This is a genomic window from Ornithinimicrobium sp. INDO-MA30-4, assembly GCF_021535045.1.
Lineage (GTDB): Bacteria > Actinomycetota > Actinomycetes > Actinomycetales > Dermatophilaceae > Ornithinicoccus.
In genome coordinates, this window is the sequence record NZ_CP091057.1 from 1 (window position 1) to 22,791 (window position 22,791).

Genomic DNA, 22,791 nt, shown 5'->3' on the forward strand with positions numbered 1-22,791 from the left:
CGTGCGGGCGCCGTGACGGCGGCCAGCGTTGGGCTGATGGTCTCGATGACCGGTGGGGCTCAAGCCGCCACCCCGAGCGTTCCTGCGGCCAGCGCGACAGGCAAGACGGTCTCAGCGCTGCCGACGTTGCCTGTGCCCTCGCACCCGACCACGACCACGGTGCGTTGGGGCTCTCGTGGGGGCACGGTGGAAAGTGTCCAGTCGGTCGTGGGCACGACCGCTGACGGAATTTTCGGCCCGGTCACTCATGCTGCGGTGAAGCGGTGGCAGTCCCGTAACGGGTTGGTTGCTGATGGCATCGTTGGCCCGTTGACGAGCAGGGCGATGGGACTGAACGCCACGAGCAGTGATAGCCGTTCTCAGCAGAGCTCCTCACGGAGCAGCGCCCGTTCTTCGAGCACGAGCTCGAGTGGGGTGTTGGGTTACGCGCAGCAGTACACCGGGATCATGTACTCCTGGGGTGGCACCAGCCCTCGACGGGTTTCGACTGCTCGGGGTACACCCAGTACGTCTACGCCAAGGTCGGTGTTGATCTGCCGCGTACTGCTGAGGCGCAGCGTCAGGCCACGACCCCCTTTCAGAGCCCCGCCCGGGGATTTGGTGTTCTGGGGTGCCCCGGCATGGCACAACGCGATCTATGCCGGCGACGGAATGATCTACGACTCCGGCAAGCCCGGATCCCGACCCAGAAGCGGAAGATGTTCTCCGGCGTGACCAGCTATGGCCGCGTTGGCTGATTGGTGAGTGGACTGGTGGCCCGTACCCGATCGTGGGGTGCGGGCCACTGGTGTCCGGCACCAGACGCGTCGTTACGATAGGTGGTAGTAGCCCGGTTGGTCACGCGGAAGGGACGTTCGTGGAGGCAAGGCAGCGTGTTTGAGGTGGGGCGGGCCTCGCGTGGTGCTGTCTGGGGCGCATGGGTGAGCACGGTGTGGATGGTCGTGGTGGTGTTGTCGCTGGTGTTGATGCATGGTCTGGGGCTGTCCCACACCGGCACCGCGCCGAACCTGGCTGCGCCTACGGTCGCTGCTGCGTCTCACGCTTCAGAGGTGGCCACGAGTGGTGGCCACGGTGGACCCACCGTTCCGGCTGCGGGCCGCATTGGGCACCAGGAACCGGGCCCTGGGCATTCCACGGCGCTGGCGCAGGCCTGTCTAGCTGTGTTGACCGCGCTGATTTTGGTGGGGACCTTCTTGCTGTTGATGGGCCGGGGGTGGGCCCGGTCTGGCCGTCGCCTGCGGGAGTTGGTCGCGTCACCGTTCTGGGACCCGGCGATGTGGTGGGTGCACCCCCGTACTCATGAGTTGTGCGTGATGCGCACCTGAGGGAGGCGTTGTAGCGCCGGCTGAGCGTCGTGGTCTGGCCGGCCTCAGCAAGGTCCTTTATCCTCCCAGTACCAGGAGCACTCTTATGTTCTACCCACGCACCTTCGCGATGCCCGCCGTCGCTGTTGTCATGACGTTCGCGTTGTCCGCCTGCACCACCGAAGAACCCGGTTCTACCGAGCCCAACGCCTCGGACCAGCAAGAGTCCGCCGAGGAGTTCAACGACGCCGATGTCGAGTTCACGACCGGGATGATCCCGCACCACCAACAAGCCGTGGTCATGTCCGAGATGGCGATCGACCAGGGCGGACCCGAGGTCGCTGATCTCGCCGAACGGATCCAAGCCGCCCAAGACCCTGAGATCGAGACCATGACGGCCTGGTTGCAAGACTGGGGCGTGGACGTCCCGACCGGGATGGGCGGGATGGGCGACATGGGGATGATGAGCCCAGGTGACATGCAAGACATGATGGACGCGCAGGGGGACCAGTTCGACACGATCTGGTTAGAGATGATGATCGAGCACCACGAAGGCGCGATCAGCATGTCCCGCACCCAACAAAATGAAGGCCTCAACACCGACGCGGTCACTCTTGCCGGAACCATCATCGATGCCCAGCAGAGCGAGATCGATGAGATGGAGCAGATGCTGGGCTCGGACCAGTGAGGTCACCAACTCCCGGGCCGTCCCCGCTCCCACGCGCCTTCACAGCCCTGGGCGCGGCCCTCGGCATTGTTCTTGTGGCGGGGTGTAGCAGCACCCCAGAACGCTTAGCGCCGCAAGAGCCCACGGGTTCGGGACTGGCGATCGCGGACACCCACGTCCACGCCATCGAACGGGCCGGGCCATCGGGCGGCATCGTGTTAGCCACCCATGACGGGTTATGGGCCGTCGACGGGAACCAACTGTCCCAAGTCGGTCCCCAGATCGACCTCATGGGTTTCACAGTGCTGAACGAGAGCACGTACCGGGCTTCGGGGCACCCAGGCCCGGGCGTGGAGCTGGCTGAGCCGGTGGGCCTGATCGAAACCAACGACGCCGGCCGGACCTGGTCGGCGCTGTCCCGGGCAGGAGAGTCCGATTTCCACCTCCTGGACGGCAACGACACCGTCACCGTCGGTTTCGATGGAACGGTGCGCTCCAGCACCGATGGGCAAACATGGCAGGACGCCGCGACACCAGAAGACCTCATCGACCTGGCACTGCGACCAGCAGGAGGAGAGCTACTAGCCAGCACGGCCAGCGGGCTACAACGCAGCCCCAAGGCGGGAAACAGGTGGGAGCCTGTGCCATCAGCCCCACCCTAGTACTGCTGGACTGGGCTGATCAAGACACCGTCGTCGGCATCAGCGACACCGGGGCCGTCCACGTGTCCACCGACGGTGCTGCCACCTGGCAGGACAGCGAACAACTGGCCTCAGCAATCCAAGCGATGTCCGCTCAGCGAACACCCCGGGGTGACATCGAACTTCTCATCGCTGGGGAAAACGATGTCCAAGCGGTCATCATCGACTGATAGTTCTGAGCGCAACCCTCACGCAAAATGGTGGACCGGGCGCGGTAGTGCAACTCCGGCCCGATCCCAGACGCGCCGTCCCGTAGGTGCTGATGGGCTCGGGCTTCAGGAGCGTACTAACCGGGCGATAGCCGCAGAGGCCTCGTTGATCTTGTCCTGCGCTTCGTCGCCGCCACTGTGGATGGCCTCGCTCACGCAGTGGGTGAGGTGCTCGTGCAGCAGACTGATCGCCACGGCTTCCAGTGCTTTAGTGGCTGCCGAGATCTGGGTGAGGACGTCGATGCAGTATGTGTCTTCTTCGACCATGCGCCGTACCCTCGCACCTGCCCTTCGGCGCGTTGGAGTCTCTTGATCTGAGAATCCTTGGTGTCGGCGTACCCGGGGCGCGGGCGCCTCTCCGCTTGTTGTCATGGCGATATCACTTTCACGCGGATCAAGGGTGCGGGTGCACTCAGAGGTTCTGGGTACGTAAGCGTAGTGCGTTCCCGATGACGCTGACCGAGGACAGCGACATCGCGGCCGCTGCGATGATGGGGGAGAGCAACAACCCGAAGACCGGGTAAAGCACTCCGGCCGCGATGGGGATGCCGGCGCTGTTGTACATGAACGCGAAGATCAGGTTCTGTCGGATGTTGCGCATCGTCTTTGGGACAAGCTGCGTGCGTGCACGATGCCGGTCAGGTCACCACCCAGGAGCGTGACCCCGGCGCTTTCCATGGCCACGTCCGTCCCGGAGCCCATGGCCAGGCCTACGTCGGCTGCCGCTAACGCTGGGGCGTCGTTGACCCCATCGCCGGCCATCGCGACCACCCGCCCCTCAGCGCGCAACTGGTTCACGATGTCCACTGTGCTCCGGCAGCACCTCGGCCTCGACCTGATCGATCCCGAGCTGGTCTGCGACAGCGCGGGCGGTGGTTTTGTTGTCACCGGTCAACATGATGACTTCGATGCCCTCAGCGCGTAGCGCCTTGACCGCGTCTTTGGTCGTGTCCTTGATCGCGTCGGCGATCGCGAACACCCCGGCGGCGACCCCGTCGACCCCGATCAGGATCGCGGTCGCCCCTTGGGCGCGGTACTCCTCGGCTTGGTCGTGCACACCGCTGGTGTCCACGTCCTGTGACTGCAGGAACGTGGCACCGCCGATCACCACCGGCGGCCTTGCACGGTACCGCTCACCGCGGCCCGTGGGCGCCTCGAAATCGCTGACGTCAGCAATCTCGAGGTTCTGGTCGTGAGCGGCCGCAACGATGGCCTCACCCAACGGGTGTTCAGAGGCCCGCTCGACGGCGGCCGCCAACTGCACCAGCTCCGTGGTGTCGAACCCGTCGCTAGGCGCGGTGTGAGTCAAACTGGGCCGGCCCTGGGTGAGCGTGCCGGTCTTGTCCACCACCAACGTGTCGACTTTCTCCATCCGCTCCAACGCCTCCGCGTTCTTGATCAGCACACCCAGACCTGCCCCGCGGCCCACCCCGACCATGATGGACATGGGCGTGGCCAGACCCAACGCGCACGGACAGGCAATGATCAACACGGCAACAGCAGCAATGAGCGCGTAAGCGAAGCGGGGCTCGGGTCCCACGAAAGCCCACACCGCGAAGGTCAGGACCGCTACTGCGATCACGGCCGGAACGAACACTCCTGCGACCCGGTCGGCCAGGCCTGGATCGGCGCGCGGGAGCGTTGGGCCTCGGCCACCATCGCCACGATCCGCGACAACATGGTGTCGCGTCCCACCTTCTGCGCGGTCATCACCAACCCACCGCTCTGGTTGATAGTCCCCCGATGACGCTGTCTCCAGGCGCCTTGGTCACCGGCATCGACTCACCCGTCACCAACGACTCATCCACCGATGACTGGCCCTCTTCGACCTCACCATCGACCGGGACCCGCTCCCCGGGACGGACCCGCAACCGGTCGCCAAGCTCAACGTGTTCTAACGCGATCTCTTCGTCGCTGCCATCATCACTCACCCGGCGCGCGGTCTTGGGGTCATGTCCAACAACGCCTTGATCGCCCCGGAGGTCTGCTCCCGGCCCGCAGTTCCAGGACCTGACCGAGCAGGACCAACACGGTGATGACCGCTGCCGCTTCGAAGTACACCGCGACCGTGCCGTTACCGTCCCGGAACGAATCGGGAAAGATCCCCGGGGCCAGGGTGGCGATGACGCTGTACAACCACGCGACGCCGGTACCCATCGCGATCAGGGTGAACATGTTCAAGTTGCGGGTACGGACCGAGGCCCACCCGCGCACGAAGAAGGGCCACCCCGCCCACAACACCACCGGGGTCGCCAACACCAACTGGATCCACGCCGAAACTCGGGAGGGCACCACGTCATCGACCGCACCGAACAGGTGCGTGCTCATCTCTAGCAAGAACACCGGTGCCGCCAACGCCGCGCCCACCCAGAACCGGCGCGTCATATCCACCAACTCGGCGCTGGGGCCGTGTCAGCGGTCACTGTCGCGGGCTCCAAACCCATCCCGCAAATCGGACAAGCGCCCGGCCCCATCTGACGGATCTCAGGGTGCATCGGACACGTGTACTCCACCTCCTCACCCCGGCCCCTCCCGGGCAGCCCCAGAAGGTTCACCGTCGTGGTCGGCCTGCGGTGCGGCATAACGGTCCGGGTCAGTCGTGAACTTGCATGGCAACCTGCGGAGCAGAAAACGAACCGCTGACCGTCGTGCTCGGCGCTCAGAGCATCTTCGTCTTTAACCCGCATCCCGCACACCGGGTCCGTTCCCGCCCCAACCATTGACTCTCGCTCGTCTTCCACATGACTACCCATACGACCAATATACCCCCTAGGGGTATTAGGCTGTACCAGTACCCACAGCCAGCTGACTCCATCCCGGTCAGGCGGCGACGGTGTTCCAGACCGCGCCGGCCGCGATCCCGAGGCCGACGCTGAGGGCTGCGGTGGCCACGGCCAAGCGCCCGGACCAGCGCCCTATGCCTAAGGGGTCGGGCGCTGGGTCACTGCCGGGACGGAACGGTTGGGCGATCCACCTCAGGTAGTAGAAGAGGCTCAGCAGCGTATTGATAAGGACGACGATGGACAACCAGGCCAGGCCGCCGTCCCAAGCTGCGGTGACGGTGGTGAGTTTGCCGACAAAGACAGCCGTCGGCGGGGTGCCGACGAGACCGAGCAGCGAAACCGCCAGGCTCACGGCAAGCCACGGGTGGCCGCGGGCGATCCCGCGGTAGGACTCCAAAGTGCGGTGCTGGGGAAGCGCAGCGGTGACAGAGAACGCGGCGATGTTGGTGACGGTGTACCCGGTGAGATAGACCAGCAGCGAGGGCAGGGCCAGCGCGGAGTGGCCGGCTACGGCGATGGGCACCAGCAGGTAGCCAACCTGGCTGACGGTCGACCACCCCAGCAGCCGTCGCGGGTCGCTCTGCCAGTAGGCCGCCAGATTGCCGAGCGTCATGCTGACCACGGCCAGCACCGCCACGAGTAGCGGCCAGGCGAGGGTGTCCGGAAGCGTGAGCATGAGGCGGTATGTCGCGATGACGGCCCCGATTTTAGGGATCGTCGTCAAGAACGTGGCGGCCGTGGCGTTCGCGCCCTGCGCGGCGTCCGGCACCCAGAAGTGGGCGGGGAAGCCGCCTGCTTTAAACATCAACCCGACGACAATGGCCAACACTGCTGAAGCGACCGCCCCAGCAGGTGCGGCGGGAAGGCGGTCGGTGAGCTCGGCGTACCCCGTGGTACCGGTCACGCCATAGAGCACGGTGACCCCACCCATCAGCACAATGCCGAACAGTGCCCCCAGAAGGTAGGTCTTCATGGTGGCTTCGGCGCTGGTGGCACCGCCAGTCAGGCCGATGAGCCCGTAGAGGGGAATGCTGGCTAGGAGGAACCCCACGGCCACGACCATCAGATCGTCGGCCCCCGCGAGCACGAGGGCGCCGGTCGCCGAGAACAGCAACAGCGCGTACGTCTCGCTCTCTCGAGGCGAGCCGGAAATCTCGTCGGTGGCTATGCCGAGCACGAGCAGGGTTCCCACCGCCACCAGGATCCGGGCCACCCCAGTCGTGGTGTCGACGGTGAATGAACCCTCAAACGCGGATTGCGCCGGGCCGCTCAACGACAACGCTGCGCTGACCCCCGCTCCGAGGAGCGCAAGGGCGGCGACGATTCGGGTCACCCACTGCCGGTCGCGGGGCAGGAACGAACCGCCTAAGAGCGCGGTGGAGACCACCGACGAACAGTATGATCTCCGGCAGGAGCAGCAGTGGGCGCATCGACTACCGACCGACCAACGTGATCAGCGTCTGTGAAGCCGGCTCGATGATGGCCAGCAGGGGGCCGGGGACCACCCCGATGGCCAAAAGAGCAGCAGCAGCGGTGCAACCGCCCACATTTCGGTGGGGCGCAGATCCGCGAAGTCCACCGAAGCGCCACGCGTTGTGCCGGTGAAGAGTCGTTGCAGCGCACGCAAGAAGAGTGCAGCGGTCAGCAGTATGCCGAGTAGGGCGACCGCGGTGATGGGTGCGGTCGCAATACTGCCGGTGAAGATCTGAACTCGGCGATGAACCCGGACAACCCCGGCAGCCCCAACGAGGCGAAGGCTCCGATGGCGAACAGGGTGGCCATCCGAGGCGCCGGGCCGGCTAGTCCGCCGTAGGCACCCATGTCGTAGGTCGCGGCGCGATCGTGCAGCACCCCGGCCAGCAAGAACAGGGCCCCGGTGATCAGTCCGTGGCTGACCATCTGGGTCACCGCCCCAGTGACGGCGACCTCGCGTGCGGTGGCGTTGTCGCCGGCAACGAGACCCGCGACACCGACCGCCATGACGATGTAACCCATGTGGTTGACCGAGGTGTAAGCAATCATTCGTTTAAGGTCCTGCTGTGCCAGCGCGACGAGCGCGCCGTAGAGGACGGACACCACGCCCACCGCGATGATGATCCACGCCCATGATCGCCACGCTTCAGGAAGCATTGGCATCGCGACCCGCAGAAACCCGTAGGTACCCATTTTGAGCAAGACCCCGCCAGGACTGCTGATCCGATGGCGGGGGCGTCGGGTGGGCTGGCGGCAACCAGGTGTGAACGGGACCGTCGGGGTCTTGACCGCCAGCCCGAGCAGAATGGCGCCGAGCACGAAGCCCCTGGCGACCGGTCGACCGGCCAACGGCATCTCTTGGGCCAGGCGGACCATGTCGAAGGTGTGCGGCTGCGCTGCGACGTAGAGCCCGATGAACCCGGCTAGCAGAGCCAAGGAGCCCAGGAACGTGTAGAGGAAGAACTTCAGTGCAGACCGGGCCGCGTCCCCGTGGCCCCACCCGGCAATGACGAAGTACATCGCCACGATGGACAGGTCGAAGAACACGAAGAACAAGATCAGGTCGGCGGCCACGAACACGCCGAGGCTGACGCTCTGCAAGAACAGGAACAGCGCCGCCTGAATGCGCGTCCGCTCGCCCTGACGCAGGGCATAGACCGCGCAACTGAGGAAGATGATCGCGCTCATCGCAAGCAGCGGAAGCGACAACCCATCGACTCCCACGTGGTAGCTGCTGTCGACGCCGGGGATCCATGGCACCTGTTCCTCGAAGGCCAAGGCTCCGGGGGCAGGGCTCTGGTAGCGGATCCACACGGCCACGATCAGCGTGAGGTCGAGGGCGGACACGACCACCCAGGCCCGTCCGGCCACGACCGGCGAAAGCTTGGGCAGGGCGAGGAGCCCCACGGCTGCGGTCAACGGCAAGAAAACGATCAGACTGAGCACGTTCATCCCCCACAAACACCAGGAGCAGGAAGCCGACCGCGAGGATCGCGACGACCTGGAGGGTAGTGGTGCAGCTGACCGGTCTGCGGCCGACGGGCCAACGCGCCAAGACTGCGGACCCCGCGGGTGACCCACCCCACCGCACCGTCGAAGACCCGGTCGTCAAAGTGGCCCGCACGATCAGCCGCGCGAAGCGCCACGGCCGAAACCACACCGACCGTCCCATCGAGCCCTCGGTCATCGAATCGCCCGGCACGCTGTGCCAACCGAAGCGTCGCGGCCGAGGCCGCCATCACCCCGGCGTCGAGCACCCGGTCATCGAAGCGGGCCAGGGCATCGGCCAACCTCACCGTCGGGGTCACCACGACGCCTCGAGCGGCGGCCTCCAGACCCAACCAACCCCGAGCCCACCTCGGTCCAGGTGCCCCCCAACGGAAGACTGCGCCGAGCACGGTGAGCGCCAGTGCAACCGAGATCAGCAACTCGAGGGCGCTGGCGCTGGGATGGTTGCGACCGTCGAGGGAGTGGGCGAGCGCCGCGCCCCACGGGCCGAGCGCCAACACTCCGAGCAGGACCGCACCCGTGGCCAACATCACCAGGGCGGGTATGCGACGGCAGGCACCTCTCGCGTCCCTTGCTGTTCGGAATCGTGTAGCGCCTGGGCCTGCGCTGCTTCTTCCGACGAGGTTCGACGCCACACGACGACCAGGATCTTGGCCGCATACCCAGCGGACAACGCCGCCGCCGCCAGCCCGACGACATACAGCGCCATCGAGCCTTCGAGGGCTGCCGCAAGGATCTCGTCTTTGGTGGCCCACATCGACAATGGCGCCACGCCCGCCAGCGAGAGGGCCCCGAGTCCGGTCACGACTCCAAGCAGCGGCCACCTCCGCCCGGCCCCCGCAAACCGGGCAAGGCCTTGGTGCCGAGCGCGGTGAGCCACAGCCCTGCGGCCAGGAACAGCAGAGCCTTGGTGGCTGCGTGTGCGACTAAGTGGGTGGCGCCGCCGGCCACACTGCCCACCCCTGCCGCCAACACCACGAAGCCGAGTTGGGCACAGGTCGATGCGGCGAGAAGCTGTTTGAGGTCGCGCTGGGCCAGCGCCACGGCACCCAGAAGCAGCGCTGTGGCCGCACCGATCCACGCAGTCACGGGCCCGGCCCACCCGGTCATGGCGAGCAGCGGCTCGACCCTCAGGAGTAGATAACCGCCCATCGCCACCATGGCCGCCGAGTGCAGCAGGGCGCTTACCGGGCTGGGGCCGGCCATCGCCGAGGACAACCAGAACGAGAACGGCAGCTGCGCTGCCTTGCCAGCGCGGCCACCAACACCCCGGCCGCGATGACGTGTCGCCACCCCGGGGAAGCATCGCCAGGTCGCCTATAACGAACCCGGCGCCACCGGCTAAGGCGGCAGCCGCTGCGACATACAGTCCGACGTCGGCGCTGCGCGTGGTCACGAAGGCGGTCAGTCCCGCGCTGACCCGGTGGTCGTCGCGCCACCAGAATCCGATCAGTGCGTAGGACGCAGCGCCCATCAACTCCCACGCAAACAACAGGGTCGGCACGGTCGTCGCGGTCGCGGTGATCAACGCGAAGGCCGCGAAGAGCAGCATCAGCCCGAAGAACCGGGGCCGGGCATCGCCGATCTCACCGGTGGCCACGATCAGAGCCAATGCTGCCACCAACGCGATGGTAGGCACCAGCAGCGCGCTCAGGGTGTCGACCGCCAAGGCGAAGTCGGTGCCCAGCACGAACGGCACGGCCACGCTCGGTCGCATCACCGACACGCCGACCGCGAGCCCAGCGGTCGCTGCCGCAGCGGCGATCGCGACCGGGGCGGCGATCCGTTCGGCGCGCGGGCTTAGGGCGAGGACGGCACCGACAATGGCAGGCAACACCACCATGGACCACAACAGGGTCGGAGCGAGAGCGATCACCGGGACAAGTCCGTGGCCATGTCGGTCATGTCGGCCCCCGCCTGGCGGTGCATCAGTGTGGCCACGGCGAAGCCCATCGCCATTTCCACGGTCATCGCCGCAATGACCACGAGCAACAGGACCTGCCGGAGGGCTCGGGTGCGGTGAACCACCAGAATCCGGCGGCCGCGATGATGACGCCGTTGATCATCAGTTCCAGGCCCATCATGACCATGACCACGACCTGCTGCGAGATCGCGCCGTAGAGGCCGATACTGAAGAGTGCGGCGGCGAGTAGGAGCACCGTTTCCAGGGTCATCGTCCGAGTCCTCCGGGTTGCGGGTCGCTTGCGGGTCGACGCTTGAGGTCATCGCCCATCCGGTCATACCGGGTGCGGTGCGCGGCGAGCACGACCCCAGCAACGATGGTGGAGACCATCACCGGGCTAATGACGGCCATCACGAGCATCTGGGGCCCATCAGCGCCTCGCCCAGTGCTGCGGTCACGTCCGGTGCAGGCACACCTCGCCTGGTGGGCCAATCGATGAGGAGGATGCCGGCCGCAAGGACGGCAAACGTCAGGGCGGCTGCCGCTATGGCGCGCCGGTTGTCGTGGACCATGCTCATCGGCATCAACGCCGGGTTCATACCCATAAACATGACCATGTAGACGGCCATGATCGCCATCTCCATGACCATCATCAAGATGATCGTGACGCCGATGTAGTTCTGCTGCAGCAGGAGCACGTCGATGCCGACCGCGACGAAGGAGATCGCCAACGCATAGGTGGCACGCGCCATGGAGTCGACGTAGAACACGGCGGCGCCACCGACGATCGCCACGATAGCGAGAACCCAGTGGGCGATGTCGATCAGGATGCTTGCCTCGGTCATGACCCGGTCCTGACGACGGCGACGATAGAAACGATCAGGTCCTGCGCGACCACCGCGGGCAGCAACACCACCCAGCCGAGTTCCATGAACGTGTCGGGGCGCATGATCGGCATACGCCGGCGAAGCCAGACCAGGGCGCTCAACAGCAAAACCGTCTTGACCAACGTCCACACCCAGTCGGGCGCGAAGGGCCCGGATCCGCCACCGAGAAACATCGGCACGGCAAAGGCGGCACCAGCGGCGAGCAGGGCGTAACGCCCGGCGGTGAACAGCAACCGGTCGACCCCGGACAACTCGGCACCCACGCCTCCACCGATGTCGGCACCCAGTGCAGCGGCGAACGGTCCCCATACCGAGAAGGCGACGACTCCCAGGCAGTACACGCCGAAGGCGACCGGCATCCACACCACGAACCACTGGCCCTCTTGCGCGGCGGCGACCGTGCCCACGTTCAAACTCCTGCGGCAATCACGGGCGCCACCAGCGCGAACATCAGCGGCAACTCATAACCCAAGCCGTGCGCGAGGAACCGGTATCCGCCGACTAGCGAATGCGCCGAATTGGGCCCCCAGCCGACGAGCCACACCAACGCCCAGACCACGACGTCCATCGCGTTGAACCAGACCACCCCCACGTCCAGCGGCGCGATGGTCCATCGCCCCAAAGGTACGACCGCCACCATCAGCAGGGCCACGACGAGCAGGCCCGCGCCAGAGCTGCGCCACAACAACGAGTCGGCCGACACGGTGCTGCGCCGGCGTTGCCGCAGAAGCCGCGCGCTCTCCTCCATCGGCCCCGCGACCGCACCCCTGAGGTATGCCGAACCGTCGGATCCGTTGGTCCGCTCCGCCCGTGCGGTCAGGACGCTATTCAGCGCGGCAGACAGAAAGACCATGACCCCCAAGATCGCCGCGCCGACGATCGCCCAGCCCGGCGACACCGCGACCATTTCAGCCCCACCCATGGGTGGCCGGGATCGGCGCTGGTGTGGGCGGCATGTTCAGGGACGCGATGACGAGGCGAGCCGCGGCGAGGTCCAGGCCGACGACAGCAATGGCGACCGCACTCGGGCTCAGTCTCGGGGCCCGCTCGCGTGTGTCATCGGCCGCGTTAACAGCGGCGGCGTCGACGGCTTGGTCGAGCATGGTCCTCAGGCGATCCCACGTATCGCCCTCTAGGTGCTGCGGAAGACCGTGTATCTCGATCTCCTGAGGCGTCAGCGGTCGCAACCCTCTCAATGACCTTCGCAGCACTAGAGAGCGCGTGACTTGGCGGCGCAATCGCTTCAGCGAAGCGTGAACCTCAGGTGCAGTGTCAATCTCTGATGAACTGTATGAAGTGAGTTGTGCGTTGCGGATTCGGCGGGCAAGGAGGCGGCGTCCTCCCACCCGGCTAAGGCCAAGAAGCCGGCCAGGTTGTCGGCGCGCCAGGCCGAATTGGGTGCCTGCGAGACGGTGGAAGCACCCGTCTCGGGGTCATCGATGATCGATCCCTCGGCGCGCAAGATGACGTCGCCACCCGCGGTGCAGCTCAACACGAGCCCGGCTGGCCAGTGCGGCAAGACAGGTCCTAGGCGCAGATGGAGCACATCCATCTCGAGGACCATCCCTATCCTCTTCTCCCTCAGCCAGCGCGATCCCGTCCGGCGCCATTTCCATGTTCCCGTGGTCCATGTCCCCGTGGTCCATGTCCCCGCGGTCCATCGCCTTGTCATCGCTGGTTGATTGGCGCTCGTGGTCCCGATGAGCCGCGTCTTTGCGGTGGCTTTCGGTGTCGACAAGTTGATCCGCGACTGCATCCAACGCTTGGACGATGTCGGTCGTCTCGTCGAGATCTGTCCGCACACGTGGCCCCGGCATCTCCTCCCACAGTCGGCTGACCACACGGCTCAGGTCAGGGCCAGGCATGCCACACACAGCTAGCACGTCGGCGTCGGCCGGGGTGAGGCCCAGACACCAGCCACGCTCGATGAGGTCCCGTTCCAATCGGGCCCTCACCAGCCAGGAGCCGGGTGTCTCGACAATGAGTACATGAGCGCGACGTGCTGCGACCCGGGCGAGCACGTCGCTTAAGCCCATCGCAGACCGCCTTCACGCCATACCCACAGCACCGCCACTAGCAAAGCTCCGAGGAAAAGGAACATCTCTAAAACCGCCGAAAATCCAAGGTTGGCAACAACGACGGCCCATGGGTACATGAAGAGCATCTCAACGTCGAAAGCCAGGAACAGCAGCGTCGCGACGTACCACCGTGCGTGATATCTCGACAGGGCGTGCTCTTGTGGTGCCCACCCCGACTGGAACGGAAGCGAGATCAGGGCAGCGGGCGACACCGCAGTGAGACGGCAAAGACCGTAGACCGCGGCCACCGTAGAAACGGCCACGGCCACCATGGACAGGATCCCGAGAAACACCACATCTCTTTCCTCATGCAGAGACAAAAAGCGAACCTGCGGCACGGCAGGTGGATACCCCAGTACAGTATGCCCTCTCGTGCTTCGGCGCAGTCTTCATGCTCCAGTGAAGGAGTAGGTCTGCTGCGGACACAAGCGCCTTGTCCGGTCACACGCGCGACATAGAGTCATTCTCGTCGGGGCCGGCCCTGCATCACCTCGACATCCGCTCTCGAGGTGTCACGACAACCTCACCGCAATTGGGAAGAGCCGGTAAAACACATGGATTGGTTGGCGACTGCAGCGGGCGTTGTGCTCGTTCTACGCGACATCTTCCACACGCTGGGAGACCCCGAACGGTAGGGGCTCCTTAGCCGTTTCGTGTTGCGGACTGCGTGGCGACTCGCGCCAACCAGAGACAGTTTTCGTTGTCAGATCTCACGGCGACCAACCTAGCCACGGAGTCCTCCTAGGCATCAACCCAACATCTGGACGCCCCACTGCCGGCCCCCCGCCAACCCGCGTCGCCGGACTCCTTCTCCCGCTTCGAGTGCCCCCAGAGCCCGTCCTCAACGAGGACGTCGCGGTCGAGCAGACCGAGATCCCATCGGTAAGAACCACCTAAAGTGGACTTTGGAACTGGGGCGTCCCCTTGCGCGAAGCCGAGTTCGGCCGGGACATCGTCGGCGCAAATCCAAACGCCAGCCTCCCCGGGCTTTCAAAACGCTTCGCCAGAGTCTTCTTGCCCAACCCTGGAAAGACTATGCCCGACCTCGGTCCTTGACCCTGTTGGACTCACGTCCGCCCGTGCCTACCCTGACAGCGGCCTTCGCCACGTTGCTGCGAACTCCGTCGACGGTGCGCGTGCCGAACGCTGGCGCGGTCGTTGCCCGCGCCAGCTTGCTGCCGCAGGCACCTGGTGTTCGCGCATGGCGGCCTGATCGGCGCGGCTGTCTGCTCGTGTCCTCGCAGCGGCGGCCGCCTGGCTTTGACGTGCCGCTTCGTCGTCTGCTCGTGCTTGTCCGCCCCGCAGAGCCGGGGTGTCCTGCAGGCCCGTGTCTGGCTTGCTGTTGAAACGTTCCCCCTCGGGGTCGTTCACGCGCTCCTCGGCCAGGTCATGAGAGAACTTCTTGACGAGGCTCTGCTCGGCGGCAGCGGTGGTCGCTTCCCGTTCGGCCAGTGCCCGGTCTGACCCGTTCTGGGTGGTCAACCATGCAGCATCCCCTGGGACTGCTTGATCTTCCTGCCCGCTGCGAACCTTGCGCAGGTAGTCCTCGACGTCGAAGCCGAAGCGGGTGCCCATCGTGGTCTCCAACGCTTCGCGGGTGGTGTTGTCGCCGACGATGCTCGCTGCCCGCCATGCCGCCGCGAGATCCTCACTGCTTCCTCGTTCGCGCCACCGGTCATCGCGGGCCCGTTCCAGCAGGTCCCGCGGGACCTCTTGGCTGCGGTCGCCACCTCAGATTCTCGTTCCGTGGATCCGGTGGCGCGGGTGAGCCGGCGAGCTGGCACGCCCCAACGGTCTTCACAGAGGGCATCGAGCTGTTCGGTAGCGGTAGCCGCGCGGGGATCGCGGTCAGCCCACACTGTGGCCAGGGTGTACCCAGCGGCCACCGTCTCCGGCTCGGCACCAGCGAAGGTGCGGGGGTTGGTCAACGGGGCGTACACCTGGTGTGCGGCCTGCCTACCCCGATCCTGCTCCCGCCCGCCAGCGCGTGTGGCTTCTCGGGTCGCGGAACGATCCTGGCGTTCTAACCGGTCAGCCGCCCGGGAGGCAGTCGCCGCGCGATCGCGTGCCTCATCCGCTGCCGCCCGGTCCTGGTCTGCGCGCCGGCGGGCCACCATCTCCACCATCCGTCCGGCGATCATCATCGCCATCCGGGCCTGCTGAGTCAGGGCTTGCGCGCCTTCGTCGAGTTCGTGCTCAGCCATCATCGTCCCCGATCGTCCAGGTTCCGGTCCCGTTGGCCCGGCCGGCCCACGTCGTCATGGGTGCGCCACCGGCGACACCCAACGTCTCTGCTTTTCCTCGCAACTGCGCCTGCACCTGGGCCAACCGCTGGCTCTGGACGGTGGCTACTCGCTGCGCGCGGACCCGTTCACCCCGTGCCTCCTGAGCGGCGCGCACCGCCTCGGTAATCCGCATCATCTGCTCCACCACGGCGAGGGTTCCCCGCGCGCTGGACGGTGACCCTGCCATCGCCAACAACGACAGGTGCCGTGCAGCGTCGCGCATCCCCGAGGTGGCCGCCCGTGCTTGGTAACGCCGGTCCTGGCTGGCCCGGGCCATCTCCCGAGCGGCAGCCGAATACGCCGCAGCTTCTGGGCCTTCAGATTGCAGCGCCAGTTGCGCCCAGACCGCCGCCGCCTCCCGGGAGGCTGACATCCACTGCCCATCAGCCGGACCGACCTTGCCCAACGCGATCGCCTGCGCGGCCAAATGTTGCTGCGTGGTGTTCCACCGTTTCAGATCCAACGGGGTCTCTTTGCGGGGTGGGACCGTTGCGGACCTGGTCCACAATTCCAAAGCCTGCGCCCGATTCTCCGGGGTGTCCTCCCACGTCTTACGCAGACTGGTCAACGACAAGTCGACACCCAACTGCTTGCCGCCTTTCCACCCCGCATCCGACCCCTTATCGGCCGTCACCGAGTACCCCGACACGACACTGCGCCCACCCTTTTCAAACCGGGGCCGGATACGCACCCCTGCCGGCGAACGTCCCTAATGAACTGGGCCTCCGTGGCGGCCTTGACCGCGCTCGAACGCACCACGTTGCTCAGCCGCGTCAACGCGTCAATCGGCTCCTTGGAGTGCTCCCACCAGTTCGCGCGGCGGAAATCCCCCGCGATGGTTCCGGGCTTGCCTTGTGCTGAGCCGAATCTCGCACCGGCCGCAACCCGTACCGCTCCTCAATACCGTCGGCAGCCGCACGGGACCGCACCTTCCAGTAGCTCTCATCCCACCACGCACCAGCACTGTTGACCTTGCTGGCCATGATGTGAATGTGGTCGTTACCGTTCTTCGACAGCCCGTGACGCACCGCCGCCCACCTCGCATCGGGTTCCCCGGCCCGCCCGGCTAGCCCCAACTCCTGGACGTAATCGGCGGCGATACGACCCACCGCTCATCACTCAACTGCCCTTCCTCTGAGCTCAGGGAAAGCACCGCGTGAAACACGTGCGGCCTATGCGCAGGCCCTTCCCGGCCCACCCACGGTTCGTCGACCAGGAACTCCCCATCACGTTCAATATCCGCCGGCTCCGAACCAGAACGGTTCTTCGGGCCGGCCTCCTCGCTTACTCCTCGGCCCCCGGCAGCCACCAACAAAGACTCACTCTGCTCAGACCACGCCGATTCCATCGCGCGCCCCAAGGCCCTGCTCGTACTGAACCGCCATTCCTCACCGCCGTGAATCATCGCGTCGTCTCCGGGGAACCACAACGGCGTCGGCCCGTCCAACACCGCGGCGCCCGTACTCGCAATGATCCGCTGCTGCGAATGCTCATTGTTCTGTCCCGGCCCCAACAAATAACTCATCCCGCGGCCTAAGTCGCTGCCCGGCTGACACACCTTGGCGATCATGCGCTCGGGTCCAACGAATCGGCCAAGGCCTCAGTCCGTGCGATAACCCGCTGCATCGAACGCAACGTCGGCTCCAACTCCAACGGAGCTTGTCCCGTGGCATTTGTCGCAGCGGTCAGCTGGTTCAACAACACACCCTGACGGCCCATCAACCGGATCAACCCGCGCACGTCGTCATGCACCAGCTGCGCCTTCATCGCAGCCACACTGCCCCCACTGAACGTGGACCGGATCATCAACCTGGCCACCGACAGCCCCTGCTGCTCGGCCATCGACGACAACCGCTCGTACTCCGCATCGTTGACCTTCACCACCACCCGCCGGGATCGACGGGCCCCGGCCTGCGGACGCCGGCGCTTCACACGTGCAAAGCCACCATCACCACCCACCGCAGCCACCTCCCAACCGGTAGTAAACAGCCCAGCGCAGCGACCCACGACCGTGGGACCCAAACCCCAGTTTGGCACAACGACCGCCAGGACGACAGTATAAGGTACACCTTTGCTACATCTTGCTCGTATCTAACTAGGTAATAGAGCGGCCTCGGCCCGGTCCATTGGATTCCCCTCCCGCGACCTTTGAGCATCGGAACCGCGCGGGCCCTGTCAAGGGCCTCCGCTTCGCTTCGGTGCTACACATGGCCTCCGGCCACCCTGGACAGAGCCCGCTTATACGGAGCCGGTTTTAGACGCGGCGGGAGGGGGAAAGGATGGTTGGGGAGCAAGTCTTTCTGTTGTCTCAGCCATGACACAGCCAAAACTGTTCTAACGCCTGTTACCTTGCGCCTACTTGTCCAACCGAAGGGGGAGCATGCTCCACAACACACTGGACCTCTCTGCTGCTGTAGGCCGATACGCCGTGGCGTACGTACGTGAGGTGTGCGCTCAGGCACATGTCGGTTTCAAGGAGACCTCCGCCGGCGAAGATCTACTTGCGGTCGACGGGAGTATTGAGTATCCAGCGCTCGATCTCCGCGTACAGATTAAGGGCTCGACAACGCCCAGCCTTGCACCGCAAGCCGGAACTCTGAACTTCGCGATCAAGGACAGTTGGAGGGAAAATGGCAACGTAATGCGCTACCCACTTACTTCATTTATGTCCTCATGGAGAGGGACGTAAAAGCGTGGTTCGAGTACGAAAAAACCAACACCCAAGCGGGCGCCTACGCCCTCTGGTCAAGGGTTGACAATCTTTCTGGGACGGCCACCCACGTTGAGTTCGATCGTACGCAGCGTTTCAAATCCGACACTGTCGGTGCTTGGTACGAGGGTGTCTACATGAGCGGCTACGGCGGAACGTGGACCAATGTCTGACCCCACCTACGGGCGCAGCAACCTCCCCAGAGCAGGTCGCCTGCAGGCACCTTCCCAGCTTGAAGTGATGACCGCCGCTGATGCGGTGCTCTTTAGGAACTGGCTGCGCCAGGTCGGGTGGACGCAGCAGAGCGAGGGGCCACTTGGTGAGCTTCTAAACTTCGGCGATTCCACAGTGGCATTGCCTAGAGAACTCTGGCGGGACCCCATCGTCGCGGTGGGAGTTGCGGAGCGAATTGCCTCTGCGATGAATCGTGATCTTCGCGACGTGCTGCGTCGCCTCGTCGTACCGCTGACTGACCGCATCGAGTTTCGTCTGGTCGGCCTGGCATTGGAGAACGGCAGAATCCCACTTGGCGCCGCATCTGAGGCACTCAAGAACGGTCGCAGACTGCTCTCAGCAACGGGCACAAGTGCCATCGCTCCTGCGCGGAGCGTTGCTCGTAGGTACCGGCCAGCCGCTCAACAACTCGCACGAGATGCGGAACTAGCCCATACCGAGGATGGCTCCTTCATTTTCCCACTGGTCATCACCCTCGAGCGGACCACCGACCCGTTGATCACCTTCGATCAGGATTCGGTCGTGCCAGAACCCTATGAACGCCGGGTAACTCGAACCCTTGCTACCGCTGTCGCGTCCGCGGTAAATCTCACAGGAAGATCTATCGACCAGCTGCGTGATGACGATCTTGACACCGCGTCGAGCGTCGGCGTTAGTCGCGAGCTATGCCTATCTCTAGACGAGATGGTGAGGAACTCTTCGGTTGACGAGGTCGCTATCAGCTTTGAGTGGTCGCCTGCCTTTGGTCCTACCGATTCACTTCCAACCACCGTCTACGTCCCCCGCGAGATACGACCTCAACTACGAAAATTGGCACGGCGGCTGGCCCGCCCTGAGCCGATTCCCTCGGAAGTTTATTCGGGCCCCATCCTAGAGATCGGTCACTCCTCAGAGGACGACGACCAGGATGGCTTCTTCTTCGTCCTCGACACTTACTTCCGGGAACGAAAAGCAAGTTGCGAGTGATGCTCACGAAAGAGAATCACGCCCGTTCAATCTCTTGGTACCGGGACCGCGCAACAGTCATCGTTATGGGCACCGCCCATCAGATGCAATCTGGGCTGTTTATGTCCCAGACTGAGCGAATTGAGGCATGGACCAGTAACACTCTGTCCTCGTAAGCAGGTGGCTGAACCGACATGGTGTACTTCCGCAGTTGCGGCTGCTGTGAAGTCGAGCGAACCCAGGATATCGATAGCCCGGGATCACACCTCTCTTCTTCGTCATCCGAGGGGCGCCCGCCAGCTGCGGGCAGCGGACACTGCTTCATCCGCTGCTACTGGTCGCTTAGGTAGCCCTAGCGGGGTCTACTGTGTTTGTCCGGTACCGGTATGCCACTAGAGCCCGACACGAGGCCCGCCAGCCAGGCGACGAACTCACCTGCGATTCCTTGCCAGCAACCTGCAGTCGAGTGTCTTAGAACAGGAACGGGTTAGACGGAGCAAAGCGTCCATAGCGGGAATGTCGGTGGTCGTACCTAGCATCGAAGGATGGCTTACGGATGCACTGCCCCCGTCTACGGACACCGCTCATCTGCGGCAGCTTCGCGATGCCCAGCGTGTGGCTTCGTTCGCTTGGTGGCGGGGTTTTTGCAGCGCTCCGTGGCGGTCTTGTTGCCGCGATCACGCAGGACTGGCAGCAGGTAGGTGTCGCGGTCTGAACCGAGAGGGTGCGCCCGGTCGGGGCCGTTTGGATCGCTGCCGCTACGTCAGAGTCCGAAGGCTCCACCGCCGACGAGGATCACGATGCCGAGGCCGATGAGAACAATGGGGAAGAGGATGTGCTCCCAGCGTTCGAGCACTTCGGCGATCGGGGGGCGGGTGGCGACGAACTTTGCCAGGGCCACCAGGACCGCGACAAGCGCGAGGAAGACGATGCAGTAGGCGACTACCGCGAGAGGTTCCACGCTGAGGAAGACAGGGTGTAGACGCCGATGTTGTCGCCGCCGTTGGCAAGGGTGACGCCTGCGACTGTCCACACGCCGACCTTCTTGCCGGCAACCTTGGCCTCGTCGTCATCGTCGTCATCGTCTACGCGCCAGGCCTGCCATGCGGCCCAGAGGCCGAGGCCCAGAGGATGAGACCGAAGTACGGGATGGCTGCCGAGGGCAGGAATGCTCCGGCACCGATGGTCACCAGGACCGCGGCACCGAGGATGCCGGCGAATCCGAGGTACTGGCCGGCCAGAATGCGGGCGGTAGTGCCGCGCTGGCCTGCCCTCGCGCGAAGAAGAGGGAGAGCACGATGATGTCGTCGATGTTGGTCGCTGCGAACAGGCCCATCGCCTGCAAGACCGAGGTGAGGATCATGCGCCCTCCCCAGCTGCGTCACATCCGGGAAGCGAGCAGGCGGGATCGATGCACGGGGCGTCTTCGTCCACTGCCAGGGTGGCATCGACCAGTGCCGTCAGCGCCTGCGCCAGGTGCGAATCGGCGATCTCATATCGTGTCCGACGACCCTCGGGCTCGGAGACGACGATCCCGCAATCGCGCAGGCATGCCAGGTGGTTGGACACGTTCGGGCGTGTCAGGTCCAGATCTCGGGCCAGTTCCGCCGGGTAAGCGGGATGGTCGAGCAGGGTCAAGATGATCCGGGATCGAGTGGGGTCGGCCAGTGCACGACCCAGGCGGTTCATCACGTCGAGACGCGAAGCAATAGTCAGCATGCACTGAACTATACAGCGCGCACTGAACACTCGGTCACAGGCGTCAGCCCAGATCGCATGCCCGTAAGGGGAACCCTCACCGGACACCACCGCTACTTATCGAGAGGAACGACGGCACGCCTGGCGGGCTGTCCCGCAAGACCCGTCCGGTGAACTGTCCGGTGAAGGGAGGCTATATGACACACTGGGGAGCATGTCCCCCTTGAAGGTCGGCTATGCCCGAGTCTCCACCGACGAGCAGGACCTGACCGCGCAGCGTGACGGACTCGCGGCGTTCGGCGTCGATCCCAAGCGCATCTACGTCGATCACGGGCTCACGGGCCGCAACGCCGACCGTGAGGGCCTGCGGCAGGCGCTGGCTGCCTGCCGGGACGGCGATACGTTCGTGGTCACCAAGCTCGATCGGCTGGCGCGTTCAGTCCGTGATGCCCACCAGATCGCCGACGACCTCGCGGCGCGGGAAGTGAAGCTGAGCATCGCCGGATCGGTGTACGACCCGACCGACCCGATGGGGAAACTGTTGTTCAACGTGCTGGCGATGGTCGCCGAGTTCGAAGCCGACCTCATCCGTGCCCGCACCCGCGAGGGGATGAAGGTCGCCAAGGCCAAGGGCCGGCTGCGCGGGAAGTCACCGAACTCACCCCCGGCAAGAAGCTCACCTCGTCCAGCTACATGCTGCCGACGAGCACACCGTGGGCGAGCTGGCCGAGCTGTTCAGCGTGGGCCGCTCCACGGTCTACCGCGCCCTTCAGCGCGCCGAGCGCGGGCGCGAGAACGCCTTGCAGTAGGTGCGTCGTGGACGCTCGAGCGCGGTGGCGAATCCTCAGGCTCCACGTCGAGGACCAGGTGCCCCTCGCGCGCTTAGCTCGCGAGACCGATGTAGGGCTGCGGACCCTGGAGCGCTGGCACGCCCGCTACCGCGCCGACGGCTACGCCGGACTGGAGACAGCCTCACGGGCGGACGCCGGCTCCCGCCGCCTTCCGCCCGACCTCGTCGACCTGATCGAGGGCCTGGCACTGAGCAAGCCGCGGCCGGCCATCGCCACGATCCATCGCAAAGTCACGGGCATCTGCGCCGCCCGGAGGTGGCCGGTCCCCTCCTACTCGGTGGTGTGGGACATCGTGCGGACCCTGGATCCCGGCATGGTCACCCTCGCCCTGGAGGGCGCAGCGTCCTACCGCGACAAGCACGAGCTGGTGCTACGCCGGCAAGCAGAGCTGCCCCGAGGTCGGCGCGGCGTGCTCCGGTCACCGCCAGGACGATGGCGGCGATAGTGAGCACGGCGGCGGTGCCGGTGAAAACACCGCGCCGAGACCGGCTACACCGAAGGCCAGCAGCAAGGGTGCCCGATGCAGAACAGGCGCACTGCTGCACCAGTACCGA

Annotated in this window: 18 protein-coding genes and 10 pseudogenes; 9 read left to right on the forward strand and 19 right to left on the reverse strand. The window is 65.2% G+C overall.

What is annotated here, in order from left to right:
• Nucleotides 1-45 precede the first annotated feature (45 nt).
• From L0A91_RS19370 to L0A91_RS16360, 6 genes and pseudogenes are all read left to right on the forward strand, one after another.
• Nucleotides 46-276: pseudogene (locus L0A91_RS19370) on the forward strand (peptidoglycan-binding protein); the annotation flags it as partial.
• A gap of 179 nt (nucleotides 277-455) precedes the next feature.
• Complete coding sequence (locus L0A91_RS19375) at nucleotides 456-737, forward strand: NlpC/P60 family protein (protein ID WP_311198198.1); 282 nt, start codon at nucleotides 456-458, stop codon at nucleotides 735-737.
• Nucleotides 738-872: 135 nt separating this feature from the next.
• Nucleotides 873-1,325, forward strand: a complete 453-nt coding sequence (locus L0A91_RS16345) for a hypothetical protein (RefSeq protein ID WP_235246814.1) — start codon at nucleotides 873-875, stop codon at nucleotides 1,323-1,325.
• A gap of 85 nt (nucleotides 1,326-1,410) precedes the next feature.
• On the forward strand, nucleotides 1,411-1,992 hold the full coding sequence (locus tag L0A91_RS16350) for a DUF305 domain-containing protein (RefSeq protein WP_235246816.1): 582 nt from the start codon (nucleotides 1,411-1,413) through the stop codon (nucleotides 1,990-1,992).
• A gap of 74 nt (nucleotides 1,993-2,066) precedes the next feature.
• Nucleotides 2,067-2,633 carry a hypothetical protein gene (locus L0A91_RS16355; protein ID WP_235246818.1) on the forward strand — a complete coding sequence of 189 codons (567 nt, stop codon included), beginning with the start codon at nucleotides 2,067-2,069 and terminating at the stop codon, nucleotides 2,631-2,633.
• Complete coding sequence (locus tag L0A91_RS16360) at nucleotides 2,603-2,842, forward strand: hypothetical protein (RefSeq protein WP_235246819.1); 240 nt, start codon at nucleotides 2,603-2,605, stop codon at nucleotides 2,840-2,842. The genes L0A91_RS16355 and L0A91_RS16360 overlap by 31 nt, the downstream gene beginning before the upstream one ends.
• Nucleotides 2,843-2,947: 105 nt before the next feature.
• Here the strand turns inward: L0A91_RS16360 and L0A91_RS16365 are convergent.
• From L0A91_RS16365 to L0A91_RS16455, 17 genes and pseudogenes are all read right to left on the reverse strand, one after another.
• Nucleotides 2,948-3,195 (reverse strand): annotated as a pseudogene (locus L0A91_RS16365) (metal-sensitive transcriptional regulator).
• A 98-nt stretch (nucleotides 3,196-3,293) separates the two neighbouring features.
• Nucleotides 3,294-5,634, reverse strand: a pseudogene (locus L0A91_RS17805) (heavy metal translocating P-type ATPase).
• 67 nt (nucleotides 5,635-5,701) lie between these two features.
• Nucleotides 5,702-7,094, reverse strand: a pseudogene (locus L0A91_RS16395) (NADH-quinone oxidoreductase subunit N).
• 211 nt (nucleotides 7,095-7,305) lie between these two features.
• The gene (locus L0A91_RS16400) at nucleotides 7,306-8,583 is read right to left on the reverse strand and encodes a NuoM family protein (RefSeq protein WP_235246821.1); all 1,278 of its coding nucleotides are present in this window, start codon (nucleotides 8,581-8,583) and stop codon (nucleotides 7,306-7,308) included.
• Between the two features lie 7 nt (nucleotides 8,584-8,590).
• A pseudogene (locus L0A91_RS16405) lies at nucleotides 8,591-10,522 on the reverse strand (NADH-quinone oxidoreductase subunit L); the annotation flags it as partial.
• Nucleotides 10,519-10,820, reverse strand: a pseudogene (locus L0A91_RS16410) (NADH-quinone oxidoreductase subunit NuoK). The pseudogenes L0A91_RS16405 and L0A91_RS16410, both read right to left, overlap by 4 nt.
• A pseudogene (locus tag L0A91_RS16415) lies at nucleotides 10,817-11,394 on the reverse strand (NADH:ubiquinone oxidoreductase subunit J). Before L0A91_RS16415 ends, L0A91_RS16410 begins: the two co-directional pseudogenes overlap by 4 nt.
• Nucleotides 11,391-12,358, reverse strand: a pseudogene (locus L0A91_RS16420) (NADH-quinone oxidoreductase subunit H). Before L0A91_RS16420 ends, L0A91_RS16415 begins: the two co-directional pseudogenes overlap by 4 nt.
• Entirely contained in the window at nucleotides 12,345-12,539 is a 195-nt protein-coding gene (locus tag L0A91_RS19380; protein ID WP_311198194.1) for a hypothetical protein, read from the reverse strand. Before L0A91_RS19380 ends, L0A91_RS16420 begins: the two are co-directional and overlap by 14 nt.
• A 330-nt stretch (nucleotides 12,540-12,869) precedes the next feature.
• On the reverse strand, nucleotides 12,870-13,472 hold the full coding sequence (locus tag L0A91_RS19385) for a hypothetical protein (protein ID WP_311198195.1): 603 nt from the start codon (nucleotides 13,470-13,472) through the stop codon (nucleotides 12,870-12,872).
• Entirely contained in the window at nucleotides 13,463-13,807 is a 345-nt protein-coding gene (locus L0A91_RS16430) for an NADH-quinone oxidoreductase subunit A (RefSeq protein WP_235246871.1), read from the reverse strand. Before L0A91_RS16430 ends, L0A91_RS19385 begins: the two co-directional genes overlap by 10 nt.
• Before the next feature lie 790 nt (nucleotides 13,808-14,597).
• Nucleotides 14,598-14,996, reverse strand: a complete 399-nt coding sequence (locus L0A91_RS16435) for a hypothetical protein (RefSeq protein WP_235246822.1) — start codon at nucleotides 14,994-14,996, stop codon at nucleotides 14,598-14,600.
• Nucleotides 14,993-15,721 (reverse strand): hypothetical protein, encoded by a 729-nt coding sequence (locus L0A91_RS16440; protein ID WP_235246823.1) that lies wholly within the window; start codon nucleotides 15,719-15,721, stop codon nucleotides 14,993-14,995. The genes L0A91_RS16435 and L0A91_RS16440 overlap by 4 nt, the downstream gene beginning before the upstream one ends.
• Entirely contained in the window at nucleotides 15,711-16,448 is a 738-nt protein-coding gene (locus L0A91_RS16445; protein WP_235246826.1) for a hypothetical protein, read from the reverse strand. Before L0A91_RS16445 ends, L0A91_RS16440 begins: the two co-directional genes overlap by 11 nt.
• A gap of 124 nt (nucleotides 16,449-16,572) precedes the next feature.
• On the reverse strand, nucleotides 16,573-16,908 hold the full coding sequence (locus tag L0A91_RS20180) for a relaxase/mobilization nuclease domain-containing protein (RefSeq protein ID WP_397333887.1): 336 nt from the start codon (nucleotides 16,906-16,908) through the stop codon (nucleotides 16,573-16,575).
• Nucleotides 16,866-17,369 carry a hypothetical protein gene (locus tag L0A91_RS16450; protein WP_235246828.1) on the reverse strand — a complete coding sequence of 168 codons (504 nt, stop codon included), beginning with the start codon at nucleotides 17,367-17,369 and terminating at the stop codon, nucleotides 16,866-16,868. The genes L0A91_RS20180 and L0A91_RS16450 overlap by 43 nt, the downstream gene beginning before the upstream one ends.
• On the reverse strand, nucleotides 17,366-17,731 hold the full coding sequence (locus L0A91_RS16455) for a plasmid mobilization protein (RefSeq protein ID WP_235246829.1): 366 nt from the start codon (nucleotides 17,729-17,731) through the stop codon (nucleotides 17,366-17,368). Before L0A91_RS16455 ends, L0A91_RS16450 begins: the two co-directional genes overlap by 4 nt.
• 943 nt (nucleotides 17,732-18,674) lie before the next feature.
• On the opposite strand from L0A91_RS16455, the gene L0A91_RS16460 reads away from it, so the two are divergent.
• Nucleotides 18,675-19,709, forward strand: coding sequence for a hypothetical protein (locus L0A91_RS16460; protein WP_235246830.1), 1,035 nt, complete (start codon nucleotides 18,675-18,677; stop codon nucleotides 19,707-19,709).
• A 742-nt stretch (nucleotides 19,710-20,451) separates the two neighbouring features.
• Here L0A91_RS16460 and L0A91_RS16465 read toward each other — a convergent pair.
• Nucleotides 20,452-21,051: pseudogene (locus L0A91_RS16465) on the reverse strand (cadmium resistance transporter).
• A complete protein-coding gene (locus tag L0A91_RS16470) occupies nucleotides 21,048-21,407 on the reverse strand; it encodes a helix-turn-helix transcriptional regulator (RefSeq protein WP_006590980.1) in 360 nt (119 codons plus the stop codon). The pseudogene L0A91_RS16465 and the gene L0A91_RS16470 overlap by 4 nt, the downstream one beginning before the upstream one ends.
• Before the next feature lie 193 nt (nucleotides 21,408-21,600).
• On the opposite strand from L0A91_RS16470, the pseudogene L0A91_RS16475 reads away from it, so the two are divergent.
• Both L0A91_RS16475 and L0A91_RS16480 read left to right on the forward strand, forming a co-directional pair.
• Nucleotides 21,601-22,195: pseudogene (locus tag L0A91_RS16475) on the forward strand (recombinase family protein).
• Nucleotides 22,196-22,253: 58 nt separating this feature from the next.
• Entirely contained in the window at nucleotides 22,254-22,682 is a 429-nt protein-coding gene (locus L0A91_RS16480; protein WP_311198196.1) for a leucine zipper domain-containing protein, read from the forward strand.
• Nucleotides 22,683-22,791 lie beyond the last annotated feature (109 nt).